Origin of the sequence: Oerskovia enterophila (assembly GCF_001692445.1) — a bacterium.
GTDB classification, from domain to species: domain Bacteria; phylum Actinomycetota; class Actinomycetes; order Actinomycetales; family Cellulomonadaceae; genus Oerskovia; species Oerskovia enterophila.
Genome location: NZ_MAQA01000004.1, coordinates 103499 through 119815 on the forward strand (window position 1 = coordinate 103499; position 16317 = coordinate 119815).

A 16317-nucleotide genomic window follows, 5' to 3' on the forward strand; every position below is an offset into this window, starting at 1 on the left:
ACTATCAGCGGGCGGACGCCGGATCAGGCCCTGGAGCGGGTGGAATTCTCGGACAGCCAGGCGACGATCGGCGCGGTCGTGCGTTCCCACGGCAGCTGGTCCATCGCCCAGCGGTAGGTCCGCCGACCCTCGTCGTCGGCGAGCGCGGGGTCCGGACCCAGCCGCTCGACGAGCCAGGCGACCCACTCGTCGGTGTCGTTCGTGACGCGCGCCGGGGAGCCCAGGTGCGCGCTCGCACCGTCGGTCGTGGCGATCACGGGGCGCCCTGTCGCGAGGGCCTCGCCGAACTTGACCGGGGCGCCGACCCCCGCGCGCACGGGGACCCCGACCACGCGCGAGACCGCCGTGAGGTCGGTCAGCGCGGGGACGCGACCGAGCCCGCGGAAGCCCTCGATCTCGGCGAACCGCGCGGGGGTGCCGCTCCCCGCGACGTGCCACTCGGCGTCGGGCACGGCCTCGCGGACGCGGGGCCACACGTCCTTGGCGAACCACGCGATCCCGGCGGTGTTCGGGGTCCAGGACCAGTTGCCGAACATCCCGACGACGGGTCCCGGCACGGCGGCGGGGGGTGGCGGCCACTCGGACTCGTCGATCCCGTGCGGCGCGACGATCCGCCGCGCGGTCCCACCGTCCGGCAGGCGGTCGAGCTCGGCGGGCGAGCAGACGGAGACGGCCGACGCGTCGTGCAGGACGCGGTCCTCGATCCGGCGGAACGTGGCGGCCTCACGCGTCCTGCCGTACCGGGACAGCCAGGGGCTCATGACGTTGTGGACGTCGACGAGGACGGGGACGCCGAGCCGGCGCCCGGCCCCGCGCAGCAGCGCCCAGGACTCGAGGTGGGCCACGATCACGTGGTCGTACCGGCCCGAGCGCGCACGACGGCGCGCCAGGAAGTAGCGGGTCGGGTGGGGGAGGCGCTTGTGGAGGAACGGCGCGAAGCGCTCGACGGTCGCGATCTCCCGCAGGGTCGTGTCGTCCTGGTCCCCGGCGAGGGTCAGGACGTGGACGGACCATCCCGCGCGGACCAGGGCACGGATCTGGAAGTACTGGCGTCGTTGGCCGCCCTGACCGTCGCGGTCGGGGGTCTCGTTGCTCAGCCACAGGACCGATCCGCCTGAGGGCGCACGGGCGACGTCGGGCAGGTCCGTGTCCATGCGGTCAGCGTAGGGGATGGTCCGGGCGGTCGACCCTGCGCCCGAGGGGGTGAAATGTGTCCCCCGGGGCCTCTGGGGCGGCAGGGACCCGACGTACGATCGACCCTTGGCCCACCTTTCCGGGCCCGACGGGAGCACCGACGTGACCGACCCGCCAGAGCCGAGCGAGCGCCCCACCCCCTGGTACCGACGACGCCGGTCCTGGGTGGTCGGTGTCGCGGGGACGGTCGTGGTCGCCACGGCGGCCGTGCTGGTCGTCCGCGCGGTCGGCGACGGAGCAGCCGCGGACCCCGGGACGTCCGGTCCGCCCATGCCCACGGTCGTCAGCGCGAGCGAGCCGGGGGCGGCCCCGGTGTGCGGGTTCCCGGTGGTCGACAAGATCACGCACGACGGGGTCGACCCGGCCGAGCTCGGTGGGCGCCGGGACGTCGTCGACGACGTCGCGACCCTGACGGACGGCACCGTCCTCTCGATGCGGGTCCGCGACGGGCTCGCCTATGTCCTGGAGTGGGACCGGTCGAGCGCCTACCGCGTGACCCGCTACGACGTGACGACAGGTGAGGCGAAGGGCACGACGGACTTCGAGCTGCAGCTCGACGAGGGCAACGAGGCGTTCAGCCCCGAGCAGTTCGAGGTCGACGCCGACGGCGGGATCTACTTCCTCGACACGCTCATGCAGCGCCGCGACCTGGTCCGCTTCGAGCCCGACGGCACCCGGTCCTGGACGACGCACCTGCCCGAGGGCGACCAGACCGAGGGTGGGGTCCTCGACCTGTACGGCATGGCGATGTGGGACGACCTCGACGGCCGGCCCGTGATCGGCGTGCACGAGACCGAGCAGACCCTGCACCTCGTAGGGACCGACGGGAAGATCGTCGGCACCCGGGACGACTTCCCGGGCCAGGTGCTGGGGCAGCTCCCGGACGGCGGGCTGGTGCTCGAGTCGTCGGGGAAGTCGGACGCGGGGGCCACGGACGACCTGACGGTCCTCGACCAGGACGGGGCCGAGGAGCTGCATCTCGGGGCGACCGCGAACGGCAAGTGGGCGTTCGCCAAGCCCTCGCAGCACTGGTTCGACGCCGTGGTCGGCGTCGCACCGGCCCCCGACGGCGACGGTCTCGTGGTGATCGAGGACGGCCTCGGGTTCGAGCACGTGGGCGCGGACGGCGTCCGCCGCGGCGTGTGGCCCGACGCGCGCGCCGACCTCGACGCGGACTTCACGCTTCTCGACGGCTCGCCCCTCGTGCTCGACGACGGCACGTACTACGCGCTCACGACGAGCGAGGGGGCCGTCGCGCTCACCGCTGTCACGGCCGACCGCATGGCCTACCAGCTCGGTGCGCCCGTGAAGTACAACGCGATCAATGACGGCTTCCTCTCGGTCGTGGGGGCGGGGGCCGGGCTCGTGACCGACGAGGTCTACAACTACTTCCCGCCGGGCGAGGAGCCCGCGGTCCGCCTGAGCCTCGACGACTCGTGGGGGCGCTGGAGCGACACGTACGAGCTGCGCTTCCAGGTGCGGGGAGACCCGCGGGTGTTCGACCCGGTCGTGGGCGACGAGCAGGTCGTCGACATCCCGACCGACGGCGGGGACGTGCCCGTGACGCTGCCCGCCACGCGGCCCGGGGTCTACGAGGTCGACGCGGCGCTGGTCGACCGCGAGAGCGGCGACCCGGTCTCGGGGACGTGCCTGCGCTACACGGTCGGGGCCCCCGGCGCCCCGCTCGACCTCGCCGGGCTGGCCGACGGCGCCGACTGGGGCGGGGCTTCCGTCCTGCGCGGGGTGCAGCTCGCCGACCAGCTCGGTGTGGGCAGCTTCCGCTGGCAGCTCGACTTCGGCGCGATCGTGCCCGACCCGACCGGCACCCCGAGCGCCGACGGGCTCGTCTGGGACTCGCTCCCGAGCGCAGGCGTGCCCGAGCCCGAGGAAGGGGCCGAGGCCGACCCGTTCGCCGAGCTCGCGGCTGCTGCGGCGCTCGCGGAGGCCAGCGGCGTCACGCTGACGCTGCAGCTCGGGTCCGGCGGCGAGGCCGAGCGGGCGGCGGTCGACGCGGGCACCTGGGAGGGCTGGTCGCGCGAGATCGTCGCGGCGATCACGCAGGAAGCACCGGGGATCGTGGCCTGGCAGCCGTGGAACGAGCCCAACAACACGGGCTTCGACGACGGCGCGCAGTACGAGGAGCAGATCGGCGCGCCTTTCGCGGCCGGGGCGCGCGCCGCGTTCCCGGGGGTCCGGATCGTCGGCGGGAACACCCTGGGCATCGTGCCCGACTGGTGGGCCGCGCTCGTCGAGGCCGGCGGGTGCGCGTCGATGGACGTCGTCGGGATCCACCCCTACACGGGCCTCAACCGCTCGTGGGAGGAGCAGGGCTTCTCGCAGCCGGGCGACGACCTGGACGCGCTGCGCGAGGCCGTGGCCCCGTGCGGGGACCTGCCCGTCTGGGACACCGAGTCCGGCTGGTGGTCCGACGGCGTCGCGAACTTCTGGGCGGGTGGCTCGGACGTCGCACGCAAGCTGCTCTGGTACGGGTCCGAGGGGATCGACGAGTGGACGTACTTCTTCTCCGAGGGTGGCTTCGGGGAGTCTGGCAACTCGTGGTCGCTCGTCCAGTACGGCAGCTACGTCAAGCCGTCCGGGGCGGCGTTCGCCGCGACCTCGGCGCTGCTCGCCCCCTACGGGTCGCCCACGTTCGTCGAGACGGGCGCGCCCGGCACGTTCGCGGCCTCGGCCGTGGGACCGACGGGCGAGCAGCTGCTCGCGGTCTGGGGCGACGACCTGTCGACCACGCTGCGCGTCACGGCCGACGGCGGCCCGGGCACGCTGCGGATGGTCGACCAGTACGGGGCCGAGACGAGGATCGAGGTCGGCCCGGACGGTGCCGACCTCCCGGTCACGGGAGCGCCCGTCTTCCTCGTCGGTGCGCCGGGCCAGGCACTCGCGGTCGAGGCCATCCAGCCGTTCGGCCCGGACCTCCTGGCCGGCCGGCCTGTCACGGCGACCTCGACCCACGAGGAGGCCGACGCCCAGGTCGTGACCTCGGGGACGTTCGACGTCCGCGACCCGTGGAGATCCGGGCGCCTCGCGGACGACGTCGTCGACGAGAACCCCTCGGTGACCGTGACGACCGACGGGCCGCAGACGATCGACCGGATCGGCGTCGCCACGGCAGGGATCCGGTGCTGCAGCATGGGGCTGCGGGACTACACCGTCTCGGTCCAGCTGCCCGACGGCACGTGGCAGGACGTCGTCGAGCAGGAGGACCAGTTCTCCGACCGGGTCGCGGTGTTCGAGATCGACCCGGTCGAGGTCACCGCGGTGCGCGTCTCGGTGCCCATGACGACCGAGCGGGGCGTGCCCGTGCTCGCGGCGAACTACTCGGGCGTGGTGGGCGGGCTGCACCCGTCGTTCCTGCCGCTCGCCACTGAGAGCGCGTACGTCGCGACCGTGAGCGCGCTCCAGGCCTGGGGGCCCGGGGGAGCCTGAACCGCGTCAGCGCGCGGCCACGCTCCGCCACACGGCCGCGTGCTGCGCCGCGCTGCGCTCCCACGTGAAGTCGGCCGAGCGGACCCGGCCGCGCTCGACCATGGCCGCGACCTCAGGGTCGTCCGAGAGCACGAACAGGGTCGCCTGGGCGATCTCGTCGGGCGTCGGGTCCACGAGCAGTCCCCCGTCGCCCACGACCTCGGGCAGCGAGCTCGTGCGGGCCGCGACCACGGGCACCCCCGCGGCCATGCCCTCGAGCGCGGGCAGACCGAAGCCCTCGTAGTGCGAGGGGACCACGACGACGGCGGCGCCCGCGACCAGGCCGGGCATGACGTCGTCGGGCAGGCGACCCACGAGGCGTGTGCCCGCCAGCGCACCGAAGAGCGCGTCGCGCCGCGCGTTGCGCGGGCCGCTCATGACGAGCGTCAGGTCCGGGCGCGCGCTGTGGATCAAGGGCCATGCCGCGGCGAGGCTCTCGAGGTTCTTGCGCCGCGAGGCGCCCCCCGCGTGCAGCACGTACGGACCGGTGATGCCCAGGGCCTCGAGCGCCGCCGCGTCGAGCGGCGGGGTACGGAAGTAGCGCTCGTCGACCCCGTTGTAGGCGACGTGCGGACGCTCGACGCCGAGCAGCTCGGCGATCTCGTCGGCGCTGAACTCGGAGACGGTGACGACGGCCGCCGCGCGCCGGGCCTCCTCGGCGGCCGCACGCACAGGCCGGGACTCGTCGTCGAACCGCCAGGACACGACGTCCTGGATGGTCACGACGTCGCGCGTCGGGTGCGGGGGCAGCTCGAGCCCGACGCGGTGCACGACGGCGCCGCGCGGGTAGACGACCCGGCCTGCGGCCCTGCGGAGCGCGGGCGAGGCGGTACCGAGGCGGGAGAGGGGGAGGCGGAGCGTGCCCGGCAGGGGCGAGCGCAGCGAGCGGGCGACGGTGCGCTTCACGGTCCAGTCCCCGGCCCGTGCGGGAGCCTGCGACGCGGTGGGTGAAACCGTGTCCCCGGGGGGTGCGGAGAGGGCTCGGGCCGCCCGGGTGGCGACCTCCTCCTGATAAACTTGCGCGCCCATGGGCACCTCAACCGCGACGGTCGCGATCACCAGCTGCGGCATGCGGGGAGTCCGTTCTCTCGCAGGTCGGGAAGTGGCCCACTCTAGCCCTGCGCGGCCGCCGGGCCCCGGCCCTGAGAGGGCGAAATGAGTCCCCGGACCGCGCTCGTCACGAGCTCCTACGCGCCCCGCACGGGCGGGGTCGAGACCCACGTCCAGCACGTCGCGCGCGTCCTCGCCGCGCGCGGCGAGACGGTCGAGGTGTGGGCCGTCGACCAGGGTGAGCACCTCGGGACCCGCGTGCTCGACGGCGTCACGGTCCGCTACCTGCCGACGCCCCAGCCCTCGCGCGGCGCTCGCGGCGTCCTGTCCTTCGCGGTCCGCTGGCCCGCGGCCGCGTGGCGATGGTCCCGCGCGTACCGCTCGCTGCGCCCCGACGTCCTGCACGTGCAGTGCTTCGGCCCCAACGGCGTCTACGCCACGGCCCTGGGGCGCGTCACCCGCACGCCGCTCGTCGTCAGCTCGCACGGCGAGACGTTCGCCGACGACCACGACGCGCTCGGCACGTCGTGGTGGATGCGCACCTGGTTCGGCGCGGCCCTCGCGCGTGCGGACGCCGTGACGGGCTGCTCGACGATCGTCACCGAGGACCTGGCCGAGCGCTTCGGGTACGGGAGCGCCGTCGTCGTGCCGAACGGGGTGGAGCTCGGTGCGGGTCCGGCGGCAGCGGCAGCCCAGGCCGGTGGCGCGGGTCCCGCGGCCCCGGCCGACACCGGGCCGGTCGCCGGCGACGCGACCGAACCCGTGCTGCTCGCGGTCGGCCGCGTCGAGCACGTCAAGGGCTTCGACCTGCTGCTCGAGGCGTTCGCGTCGTCGGGACTCGCCGAGCGGGCCCGGCTCACGATCGCGGGCGACGGGTCGGAGCTCGCGGAGCTGCGGCGTCGCGCGCGGACGCTCGGGGTCGAGGACCGCGTGTCCTTCCCCGGGATGCTGGGACCGGACGCCGTCGCCGAGGCGCTCGCGGCGGCCACGGTCGTGGTGGTGCCGAGCCGCAAGGAGGCCGCGTCGATCGTGGTGCTCGAGGCCTGGCGGGCCGGGCGTCCCGTGGTCGGCACGGTGCTCGGAGGCCCCCGCACGCTCCTCACCGACGGCGTCGACGGCCTGCTCGTCGACCCCCGGGACGCCGCGGCGCTCGCGGGCGCGATCGGGTCGCTGCTCGACGCGCCCGACGTCGCGGCCGCGCTCGGGACCGCAGGCCGCCGCGAGGTCGAGGGCTACACCTGGGAGGCCGTCGTCGACCGGTACGACGACGTCTACGAGCGCGTCCTGAGATCCCGGTCCGCCCGGCGAGCCCGTGCGCCGAGATAGAACCTCCTGCGCGAGGTAGAGCTCAGCGGGTACTACCTCGACGCAGGAGGTTCTACCTCGCGAGCCACGCGCCGGCGCTGCGTGAGCGCGAGCACCAGGCACGTGAGCGCCCCCACGAGCGTGAGGGACGCGACGACGTCGCTCGGGCGGTGCGCGTGCTCGAGCAGCGAGGCGACGCACGCCACGAGGCTCACGACCACGGCCCACGCCACGAGAGCCCCCGAGCGGCGCGGCCAGAGGAACACGACCGCGACGCACAGCGCGGCGGTCACCGCGACGTGCCCCGAGGGCAGCGTGTTCTGGGGATAGGCCAGATCGGCGAGGTCCGGCCGGTCGAGCGCGACGTCGCGGAGCCAGCGTGCGAGCGGGACCGTGACGGCCACGACGGCCACGGCACGCACCACGTCCTTCCACCGACGGGCCCGCAGCGCGAGGACCCCGAGGACCGCGCACACGACCCCGAGCGCGACGGGCAGGGCCGGTCGCAGGACCTGCGCGAACGACCCGAGGAACGGGTTGAGCTGCTGCCACGAGACGAACGCGCCGTTGTCGATCTGCTGCCCTGAGAGCGTGCGGACGGTCACGACGTACGTCGCGGCGAACACGGCCCCGAGCGCCACGGCTGCTGCGAGCAGGAGCGGGACGCGGGCCGACCGCCCTGGGCGGGCGTCGACGTCGTGCAGCTCGTCCGTGGTCACGGCAGGCCTTCCTGGGAGTGCGTCGGGCGGCGGCTGGGGAGCGCCTGACGAGTGCCTGATCGAGCGCTCGCGGCCACTACGGGAACTGTCGGACGACGACGGCGCGGCATGGGGAATCCGGCCGGGTGAAATCAGTGCTCCCACTGTGGCCCCGGCGTCGTTCGGTGTCTACCGTCGTACTGCAGATGCCCCGGGCACCGATCTCGCGAGGTCCAGGGAAAGCGATCGCCGGACGACAGAGGGTCCTTCATGGCACGGAGTCGTGTGCTGAGCATCATCGACCTGACGGATCAGGAGATCGAGTCGTGGCGGGCGCTCGCCGCCCGTGCCGCCGAGCCCAACCCGTACTTCGAGCCCGAGATGCTGGTGCCCGCGGTGCGGGAGCTCAGCGGCGGGTCCGGGCTGCGGCTCCTCGTCGTCGACGAGGTCCCGGGCGGGGGCCCGCGGGAGGCCGAGCCCGGCGGCTGGTGGGCCGCGCTCCCGTTCGAGATGGTCCCGGGCGACAAGCACTGGCCGTGGCGGCACGCCTCGACCGGCTCGGACTTCCTCGCGCTCTACTGCCCGCTCGGGACGCCGCTCGTCGACGGCTCGCGCGTCGACGAGGCCGTCGAGGCGCTGGTCGACGCGTTCCACGAGCGGCGCCGTGAGCTCGGGCAGGCGATCGACCTGCACCTGCTCTCGCGGGACGGGCAGGTCAACCGACGCCTCGACGGGGCGTGCCGGGAACGCGGCCTGCCGGCGCACGCGTGGGGCGGTGACCCGCGGGGCGCTGTCCGGTTCGACGAGGGCGAGCCCGGGAGCTGGGCCGAGCGCATGCCCCGGGGCAAGTCGCTCGCCCGGGGCCGCCGACGGCTCGAGCGTGCGGTGGGCCAGACGCTCGTCCTGGAGGATCGTGCGGACGACCCGGAGATCGCGAAGGCGTTCCTCGACTTCGAGCAGCAGGGGTGGAAGGGCGACGCCGCGCGCGGGGGACTGGGCTTCAGGAACCGGCGGGGTGGTCAGGAGTGGTTCAGCGAGATGCTCGCCGGCTTCTCGACGAGCGGGCGAGCCCACGTCTTCGCGCTGGTGGCGGGAGGGGTCCTGCTGCACATGGCGGTGATCGTCTGCACCGGCTCCACGGCGTTCGGGTACTTCGACGTCTACAGCGAGGAGTGGGCGAGGTACGGACCCGGGGCGATCGGGCGCATGATGGCGCTGTCCTGGCTCGACGAGAACACCGACGTCGAGGTGTTCGACAGCTCGATGAACCCCTCGCTCTACAAGGACGCGACCGCCCTCTTCCCGGACCGGCTGACGATGGTCTCGTCGACCGTCGTGACCGGGGGCGTCTTCGCGCGCCTGACCATGCGGGTCATGCGGGCCGCCGCGCGTGTGGTGCGGCGCTTCCGGTGAGGCTTCACGGTGCGCCGGTGGGCAGCGCCGCCGCGGCAGGCGCTGAGGTCGCGAGCCGGGTCGTGCGCGTGGCCGATCTGGGCGCCGAGGACCTCGCGGCCTGGCAGCGCCTCGCGGACTCCTCGCTCGAGCCCAACCTCTACTTCGAGCCCGCCGTCCTGGGGGCGGCCGCCCGCGGGATGGGGGGAGGGCGCGCAGTCATGGCGCTCGTCGTAGCGGACGGGTCGGGCTGGCTCGCGTTCCTCCCGTTCGAGACCGTGGCTCGCAACCGGCTGTGGCCTGCGCGGCACGCGAGCCTCGACGGGCCGTTCGTCGAGCGTTTCGCGGCGCTGCGCGCGCCGCTCGTGGACGCGGCCCGCCCGCGGCTGGCGGTCGCGGCGCTGGTCGCGGCGCTCCATGCCCGACGGCGAGCGCTCGGCCAGGCGGTCGACCTCCCGTTGCTGAGGGCGTCGGGGGAGACGACGACGTTGCTGCTGGACGCCTTCGCCCGTGCGGGCATGCCGGTGCGCGAGTGGGACCGGATCTCGCGCGGGGCGCTCGTGCCGGGGCGGGGTGCTCGTGAGGAGCTTGGTCCGCAGCTGTCCGCCTCGCGGCGCAAGAACCTCCGGCGCGGGCGGCGACACCTCGTCGAGGAGCTCGGGCAGGAGCTGCGGATCGTCGACGCGACGGACGAGCCCGACGTCGTCGAGCACTTTCTCGACCTGGAGGCCGCGGGCTGGAAGGGCGACCGGGCCCAGGGAGGGGAGGCCCGGCGCGTGGTGCCCGGCGCCGCGGAGTGGTTCGCGGGACTGGTGGAGACCTACCGCGAGCGGGGTGAGGCGCACGTGCTGCGGGTCGGTCCGGCCGGGGCGCCGGTGTACCTCGCGGTGCGCGTCCGGCGCGACGGCGTGGTCTTCTCGATCTCCGACGCCTACGACCCGGCCTGGTCGGCGCACTCACCCGGGGCGTGGGGGCGGCTGCTCGGGATGCGCCTGCTCGCCGAGATGCCCGGGACGGTGCTGGTCGACAGCTGCATCGACCCGCGCCGGTACCCCGACGAGACGCTGCTCTACCCCGACCGCGTGGACCTCGTCTCGGTCACGTGCGCCGTGGGGAGCTGGCCGTCGCGGGCGCTGCTGTCGGCGATCGTGGCGTCGGGGAGGGTCCGTAGGTGGGTGCGGGAGCGGCGGGGCTGAAGGCAACGGAACGCGGCGGGTCGCGCGTCCTGGTGCAGCCAACTCGTGCCGAACTGCAACGGGATCACGCAGGATGAACCACTGCTGGTAGTGGTTCCTCAGAGCGGAGATGGCATGCAGAGGGTGTTGGTGAGGTATTGATGACGTCACAGCTGCTCAGTCGCGCGGCGGCGAGAACTGCGGTGATGCGTCGACTCGACGGTCAGTTCAAGGCGCTGGGGATGAAGAGGCTGAGCGGCACGCCTTCGGGTTGGGTGAGGTCGAACGATCAGGGCAGGGGTGCCGCCGTGTGGCTGCGATTCGAGACCGTTGGTCGGATGTTCTCGTTGATCGATGATGGTGAAACGAGAAAGGCGACCTGCGTCGGTGCCGAGGGGGGCTATGGGCCGGTGGGGTGGGAGATGTACAACATCGCGACAACCGTCTATAAGACGACGATGCTGCACGATGTTCTCTCCGCGCTTGACCGCGAGCTGCTGCGGGAGAGTGCGGCTCGGTTTGTCTTGCCGCTGGCGAACCGTTCAGAGGATCCGTATCTAGATGATTCCAGGTACCTGGAGTGGCGACTGACGAACCGTGATGCCTTCTTTCCGCTTCCTGACCTGGACTACGTGGATCAGTGGTGCGAGATGGCCGCGCCCGGGTTGCTCGACATTGCTCGGGAGCAGATCTCTAGGCTCTAGCACTGCACGGCTCGAGAACGTGCGGGGGATTGCCCACTTCGCGAGTCGCAGCTGGGGTGTCGTCATCGATGGTAGGGATTTGCGTCGCTCGGGTTGGTTGCCGCGGCTCGTCAGCTTGCGAGGTGCTGGTTGCGTTTCGCCAAGGCAGATCGTGGAGAGCGCACTCGCCGAGGACTCGCTGCTCGCACGCGGGCCTGCTCCCGACGCTCGACGATCCCGTTGGGCGAGACCTAGGTGCGTTGTGCTCCGGGTAGGCAGGGCGTGCGCGCTCCGCGAAACCACCGCGCCCCCTGTCACCCCCTCGGCGTAACCTGGTTCTCGCACCCTCAGCCCGGACCGCCGCCTCGACCTCGGTCCGGGCCGCTCGTGCTGTCCCGGCGTGCCCCGCCTCTCGCTGCGGGGCGCGTCGACCCGTGCCCTGCCTGTGGACGACCGCCGTCGGTGACCCTGCTCGAAGGAACTCATGAACCTCACCGGAATCCTGCCCGCCCTCCTGGCCGACCCGACCGCGCGCGCGGTCGTCGAGCACGTGCGCCTGCGGGGCGCGGTCGACGTCGTCGGACCGGTGGGCGTGCGTCCGCCGTTGCTCGCCGCGATGGCGGGGGCGACCGCGACCGGGGAAGCCGCCGGGGCCGCACAGGGCGCCCCGGCCCAGGGCTCCCGGCCCCTCGTCGTCGTGACCGCGACGGGTCGCGAGGCTGACGAGCTCGCGGCGAGCGTGCGCGCCTACCTGCCCGACGAGCTGGGCGACCTGGTCGCGGTCCTGCCCGCGTGGGAGACGCTGCCGCACGAGCGCCTGTCGCCGCGCAGCGACACGGTCGCCAAGCGGCTCGCGGTGTTCCGCCGCCTCGCGCACCCGACCAGCGAGATCAGCCAGTCGGGCCCGGTACGCGTCCTCGTCATGCCGGTGCGCGCGCTGCTCCAGCCGGTCGTCGAGGGCCTGGGTGACCTCGAGCCGGTCGAGCTCAGCACGGGTGAGACGGCCGACCTCACCGACGTCGCCGAGCGCCTGAGCGCGGCGGCCTACCAGCGCGTGGACATGGTCGAGCGGCGCGGCGAGTTCGCGGTGCGCGGCGGCATCCTCGACGTCTTCCCGCCGACCGAGGACCACCCGCTCCGCGTCGAGTTCTGGGGCGACGAGGTCACCGAGATCCGCTGGTTCGCGGTCGCGGACCAGCGCAGCCTCGAGATCGCGGACCACGGCGTGTGGGCGCCGCCGTGCCGCGAGATCCTCCTGACGGACGCCGTCCGCGCCCGCGCGGCCGAGCTCATCGAGACGCTCCCCGGCGCGACCGACATGCTCGACAAGCTCGCCGCCGGCATCGCCGTCGAGGGCATGGAGTCCCTCGCCCCGGTCCTCGTGGACCGCATGCTGCCCGTCCTGGAGCTCGTCCCCGACGACGCCCTGCTGATCATCAACGACCCCGAGCGCGTGCGCCGCCGCGCGCACGACCTCGTCGCGACGACCGAGGAGTTCCTCGCCGCGGCCTGGACCGGCGCCGCGGCGGGCGGCTCGACCCCGATCAACCTCTCGGCCGCGTCGTTCGAGACGTTCGCCGACGTCCACGACGTCGCCGAGCGTCGCGGCCTCGGGTGGTGGACGCTCAGCCCGTTCGGCTTCGACGAGGGCGCCACCCCCGACGGCGAGGCCCACCCGGGCGACGAGCTCCCCGGAGGCGAGGGCCCGACGTCGGGCATGGGCACGGACGGCGTGACCACCTTCACCGTGCCCGCGCGCAACGTCGAGTCCTACCGCGGGGACGTCGAGCGCGCGCTCGACGACCTGCGCTCCCTCCAGCACGCGGGCTGGCGCCTGGTCCTGACGACCGAGGGCCACGGTCCCGCACGTCGCATGACCGAGCAGCTCTCCGCGGTCGACACGGCCGCGCGCCTCGTTGCGTCGATCGACACCGAGCCCGACGGCGGCGTCGTGCTCGTGACGCCCGCACCCGTGGGGCCGGGCTTCGTCGCGCCGGAGCTCAAGCTCGCGGTGTTCAGCGAGTCGGACCTCACGGGACGCCAGGGGTCGAGCACGCGCGACATGCGCAAGATGCCCTCGCGGCGGCGCAACGTCGTCGACCCCCTCGCGCTGCGCGCGGGCGACTACGTGGTGCACGAGCAGCACGGCGTGGGGAAGTTCGTCGAGCTCGTGCAGCGCACGCTCGGCACGGGCGGCAACGCCGCGACCCGCGAGTACCTCGTCATCGAGTACGCGAGCAGCAAGCGCGGCCAGCCGGGCGACCGCCTGTTCGTGCCGTCCGACCAGCTCGACCAGGTCACCAAGTACACGGGCGGCGAGTCGCCCAGCCTGAACAAGATGGGCGGCTCGGACTGGGCCAAGACCAAGAGCCAGGCGCGCAAGCACGTCAAGGAGATCGCGGGCGAGCTCATCCGCCTCTACAGCGCGCGCATGGCCACGCAGGGGCACGCGTTCGGCCCCGACACCCCGTGGCAGCGCGAGCTCGAGGACGCGTTCGCGTACGTCGAGACGCCCGACCAGCTCGTCACGATCGACGAGGTCAAGGCCGACATGGAGAAGCCCGTCCCCATGGACCGGCTCGTGTGCGGCGACGTCGGCTACGGCAAGACCGAGATCGCGGTCCGCGCGGCGTTCAAGGCAGTGCAGGACGGCAAGCAGGTTGCGGTCCTCGTGCCCACGACGCTCCTGGTCCAGCAGCACTTCCAGACGTTCGCCGAGCGCTACTCGGCGTTCCCCGTGACGGTCAAGGCGCTCTCGCGCTTCCAGACCGAGGCCGAGTCCAAGGAGACGGTCGAGGGGCTCAAGGACGGCTCGGTCGACGTCGTGATCGGCACGCACCGCATCATCTCCGGGTCCATCAAGTTCAAGGACCTGGGCCTGGTCATCATCGACGAGGAGCAGCGGTTCGGCGTCGAGCACAAGGAGACGCTCAAGCAGCTCCGGACCAACGTCGACGTGCTCGCGATGAGCGCGACCCCCATCCCGCGCACGCTCGAGATGGCCGTCACGGGCATCCGCGAGATGTCGACGCTCGCGACCCCGCCCGAGGAGCGGCACCCCGTGCTCACGTACGTGGGCGCGTACGAGGAGAAGCAGATCTCGGCGTCGATCCGTCGCGAGCTGCTGCGCGAGGGCCAGGTGTTCTACGTGCACAACAAGGTCGAGACGATCGACCGCACGGCCCAGCGCCTGCGCGAGCTGGTCCCCGAGGCCCGCATCGGCGTCGCGCACGGCAAGATGAGCGAGTCCCAGCTCGACCAGACGATCACGGCGTTCTGGGAGAAGGAGCTCGACGTCCTGGTCTGCACGACGATCATCGAGACCGGCCTCGACATCTCCAACGCCAACACGCTCATCCTGGAGCGCGCCGACATGCTGGGCCTGTCCCAGCTCCACCAGCTCCGTGGCCGCGTGGGTCGTGGGCGCGAGCGCGCCTATGCGTACTTCCTGTACCCGCCCGAGCGCCCGCTGACCGACACCGCGCACGACCGCCTCGCGACCATGGCCGCCAACACGGACCTCGGCGCGGGCATGCAGATCGCCATGAAGGACCTCGAGATCCGCGGCGCGGGCAACCTGCTGGGCGGCGAGCAGTCGGGGCACATCGCGGGCGTCGGGTTCGACCTGTACGTGCGCATGGTCGGGGAGGCCGTGGCGTCGTTCAAGGGCGAGGTCGAGGAGGAAGCCCCCGAGGTCTCGATCGAGCTGCCCGTGGACGCCCACATCCCGCACGACTACATCGCGCACGAGCGCCTGCGCCTCGAGGCGTACCGCAAGATCGCGGCGGCCCAGGACGAGCCGGCGCTCGCCGAGGTGCGGGCCGAGCTGGTCGACCGCTACGGCGCGCTCCCGGAGGTCGTCGAGGCGCTGTTCGCGGTCGCCGACTTCCGCAACCACGCGCGCCGCGCGGGGCTCGCGGACGTCACGGCGCAGGGCAAGTTCGTGCGCTTCGCGCCCGTCGACCTCCCGGAGTCCGCGGAGCTGCGCCTCAAGCGCCTCTACCCGGGCACCATGCTCAAGCCCGCGATCCGCGCGTTCCTCGTGCCCTTCCCGACGACGGCGCGCATCGGAGGCCGTCCGCTGCGGGGCATGGAGGTGCTCGCCTGGGCGCGCCAGCTCATCGACGCGGTCATCACGGGCGACGTGAGCGCGGCCGCGTCGGTGGGGACGGCGAAGCGTTAGCCGTCGCTGTCGCGGCGGCAGGGTCCGCGGTGGGCGACGCGCCCGCGTCGGCGAGCGGCGCCGTCGGGCCGGGGGAGGCCTGCGCCGCGCCCGTGGGCGCGCCCGCCGACGCGCGCCGCCCCCGCCCCCAGCGGTTCACGACCAGGTGGCGTGCGGGCTCCTCGACGAACCGGTAGAGCGCGTAGGCCAGCGCCGCGGCGGCCACCGTGATGACGGCCGCGGCGAGCACCCCCGTCAGCGGCGTGGCCAGCACGCGGCGGATCACGAGCTCGTGCACCAGGTAGAACGCGTACGAGGCCGAGCCCGCGACGATCAGGACGCGGTGCGTCAGCACCCCTCGCCGGCCACGCAGGTCGCGCTCGGCGCAGAGCATGAGGAACAGTGCGAACGGCAGGACGAGCGCGACGCGGGCCACGGCCTCGGTCGCGTGCGTGAGCTCGGCCGCGACGAGCACCGCGGCGAAGATCCCGAGCACCCCGACCCATGGGATCCGCGACCGGTGGCCCTCGACGAACGCGAGACCCGCGACGACGCCCAGGACGAACTCGGGGAACCGGGCGAGGGGGAAGTGGTAGAGCACCTGGTAGGTGGTGGGGGCCACGACCGTCGCGACGAGCGGGATCGCGAGCGCCACGAGGGTCACGACGAGCCGGGTCCGGCCTGACCAGCTCCGCAGCAGCGGCAGGAGGAACGGGAAGGCGAGGTAGAACGCGAGCTCGCACGAGAGCGACCACGCGACGCCGTTGAGCCCGTACACGACCGCGGGGTCCAGCGACCAGGCCTGGAGCAGCAGGACGTTGGCCCCGATGATGCGGCCCGTGACGGGTGGGCTCCCGACGACCAGAGCGATGACCAGGGCCGCGACCAGCGTCACGAGGTGGTCGGGGTAGATCCGCGCGACCCGCCGGAGGTAGAAGCCGCTCCGCGGGAGCGCCGCGTTGGCCGTCCACGTCAGGATGAATCCTGAGAGGACGAAGAAGAGCGCGACGCCGGTGCTGCCGTAGTACGCACCGGGGATGTCGAGGACCTGCCAGTAGTCGAGGTGGAAGACGAGGACCGCCGCAGCAGCGATCGCACGCACTGCCGTGAGCGACGGAAGATGGCGCCGGACGACGGCGGGTCCTGCCGGAGTCGCCATCGATGTCCCCTGCCGC

10 protein-coding genes are annotated in these 16317 nt (G+C 73.3%); 6 read left to right on the forward strand and 4 right to left on the reverse strand.

What is annotated here, in order from left to right:
• Positions 1–23 precede the first annotated feature (23 nt).
• Positions 24–1154 carry a glycosyltransferase family 4 protein gene (locus tag OERS_RS02990; protein ID WP_068624324.1) on the reverse strand — a complete coding sequence of 377 codons (1131 nt, stop codon included), beginning with the start codon at positions 1152–1154 and terminating at the stop codon, positions 24–26.
• A 106-nt stretch (positions 1155–1260) separates the two neighbouring features.
• Between OERS_RS02990 and OERS_RS02995 the strand changes: the two genes are divergently transcribed.
• On the forward strand, positions 1261–4638 hold the full coding sequence (locus tag OERS_RS02995) for a hypothetical protein (RefSeq protein WP_169834185.1): 3378 nt from the start codon (positions 1261–1263) through the stop codon (positions 4636–4638).
• Between the two features lie 6 nt (positions 4639–4644).
• Here the strand turns inward: OERS_RS02995 and OERS_RS03000 are convergent, their stop codons facing one another.
• Positions 4645–5748, reverse strand: a complete 1104-nt coding sequence (locus OERS_RS03000; RefSeq protein WP_068624328.1) for a glycosyltransferase family 4 protein — start codon at positions 5746–5748, stop codon at positions 4645–4647.
• A gap of 84 nt (positions 5749–5832) precedes the next feature.
• Between OERS_RS03000 and OERS_RS03005 the strand changes: the two genes are divergently transcribed.
• A complete protein-coding gene (locus OERS_RS03005) occupies positions 5833–7053 on the forward strand; it encodes a glycosyltransferase family 4 protein (RefSeq protein WP_068624330.1) in 1221 nt (406 codons plus the stop codon).
• A 32-nt stretch (positions 7054–7085) separates the two neighbouring features.
• Here OERS_RS03005 and OERS_RS03010 read toward each other — a convergent pair whose 3' ends face one another.
• Positions 7086–7751, reverse strand: coding sequence for a phosphatase PAP2 family protein (locus tag OERS_RS03010; RefSeq protein WP_068624332.1), 666 nt, complete (start codon positions 7749–7751; stop codon positions 7086–7088).
• 249 nt (positions 7752–8000) lie between these two features.
• Here OERS_RS03010 and OERS_RS03015 point away from each other — a divergent pair, with 249 nt between their 5' ends.
• The 4 genes from OERS_RS03015 to mfd all read left to right on the forward strand — a co-directional run bounded on the left by OERS_RS03015 (position 8001) and on the right by mfd (position 15163).
• The gene (locus tag OERS_RS03015; protein ID WP_083201177.1) at positions 8001–9143 is read left to right on the forward strand and encodes a GNAT family N-acetyltransferase; all 1143 of its coding nucleotides are present in this window, start codon (positions 8001–8003) and stop codon (positions 9141–9143) included.
• 17 nt (positions 9144–9160) lie between these two features.
• Positions 9161–10318 carry a GNAT family N-acetyltransferase gene (locus OERS_RS03020; RefSeq protein ID WP_068624336.1) on the forward strand — a complete coding sequence of 386 codons (1158 nt, stop codon included), beginning with the start codon at positions 9161–9163 and terminating at the stop codon, positions 10316–10318.
• Between the two features lie 140 nt (positions 10319–10458).
• Complete coding sequence (locus OERS_RS03025) at positions 10459–11001, forward strand: hypothetical protein (protein ID WP_068624338.1); 543 nt, start codon at positions 10459–10461, stop codon at positions 10999–11001.
• 463 nt (positions 11002–11464) lie between these two features.
• A complete protein-coding gene (mfd, locus tag OERS_RS03030) occupies positions 11465–15163 on the forward strand; it encodes a transcription-repair coupling factor (RefSeq protein ID WP_068624340.1) in 3699 nt (1232 codons plus the stop codon).
• Here the strand turns inward: mfd and OERS_RS03035 are convergent.
• Positions 15114–16301 carry an acyltransferase family protein gene (locus OERS_RS03035; RefSeq protein WP_083201178.1) on the reverse strand — a complete coding sequence of 396 codons (1188 nt, stop codon included), beginning with the start codon at positions 16299–16301 and terminating at the stop codon, positions 15114–15116. The genes mfd and OERS_RS03035 overlap by 50 nt on opposite strands.
• Between the last annotated feature and the right edge of the window lie 16 nt (positions 16302–16317).